Source organism: Endozoicomonas sp. ONNA1, assembly GCF_024606325.1.
Taxonomy (GTDB): Bacteria; Pseudomonadota; Gammaproteobacteria; order Pseudomonadales; family Endozoicomonadaceae; genus Endozoicomonas_A.
Genome location: NZ_JAHHPN010000159.1, coordinates 1 through 1068, shown reverse-complemented (window position 1 = coordinate 1068; position 1068 = coordinate 1). Strand labels below are relative to the sequence as shown.

Sequence of the window (1068 nt, the reverse complement as noted above, 5' to 3'; positions counted from 1 at the left end):
ATACCCAACCCCATGCCTGCTCTCTGTCTTTTAATCCAAATGCCCCATTCATCATCTTGATGCCAGAACAGTAATTGCGAAAGACGCCCCCCATATAGTGATCGGGATCCGACGGATGAGCTAAGTCAATGGATAAATCATTGCCAAACTGATCAACGACGCTGTTACAGGTAGAATCGACAAAGCTCAGAACGTTTTCTCTGGGCCATAAGTATATAGAGAACAAAACACCACTGCTTTGTGGTGAAACGGGTGTTGGAGGATCCGTTCCAGTGGTTACAGCTATAACGGTTTGAGTGTTTTTCATAGTCAACTGCACTTGCCCTTTTTTCTGAAAACATCTTACGCTCAGTGCAGCGTTTTGAGTGTTGGTTGATCCTGGTAGACCTTTTAAAAGATCAAACTCAGAGTGCAAAAATCGGTAGACGAAATGTTCTTCTGTGCCAAACTCACCATAATTGCTACAGCCCAGATCTACCGGCCTGATCCTCATATCGTTATCCGCTGGATCAAGTACCACCCTGATGTTGTCTGCAACAAAAATACCCGCGCCCCTCAGTTCCAGAATACCCGCCGGTATATAATCCCCTGTGGCCGGGGTTGTACCAGGGTCTCCTGTGGTAGCCGTTGCTGATGAATCATCGCTATCCAAAGGATGTCTGGAATCGACTTCGATATTCGCCAGATAATAGACAGAATCATTATGGGTTGCCGAGATCACGTAGTGACTCTCTATGCCTCCCTCAATAACAAATTCAGGCAGGATATCCACTCTGTTCCCCACAAAAGCCGAGTTGTCCGGTAACTGAAAACCGTTGACTCTTCTGATGCTATCAGAAACGGGCTCTGACAATGGCAATTCATAAACCGCTGGCTGTCCCTTTCCGGGCGATTGCTCTGCATCAAAGATAAACAAGGTTGGATAGACCGTTTGAAAAACCTCATGACCCAGTTTTGATGTTGTAGCGGATACTTTTCTAATCCTGACTGTTTCAGAAATTGGAGCTGCAGCTGGGGGAGAACTACGGGGAATGCCTGAGGAAGTGCTCGGGGAAGATGTTACCGGTG

The 1068-nt window shown here is 46.7% G+C and carries 1 protein-coding gene; it reads right to left on the bottom strand.

Annotated features, from left to right (window positions below; all coding sequences use genetic code 11):
• On the bottom strand, positions 1-916 hold a 916-nt coding region (locus KDK19_RS03750; protein ID WP_257291356.1), incomplete at its 3' end, for a hypothetical protein.
• Between the last annotated feature and the right edge of the window lie 152 nt (positions 917-1068).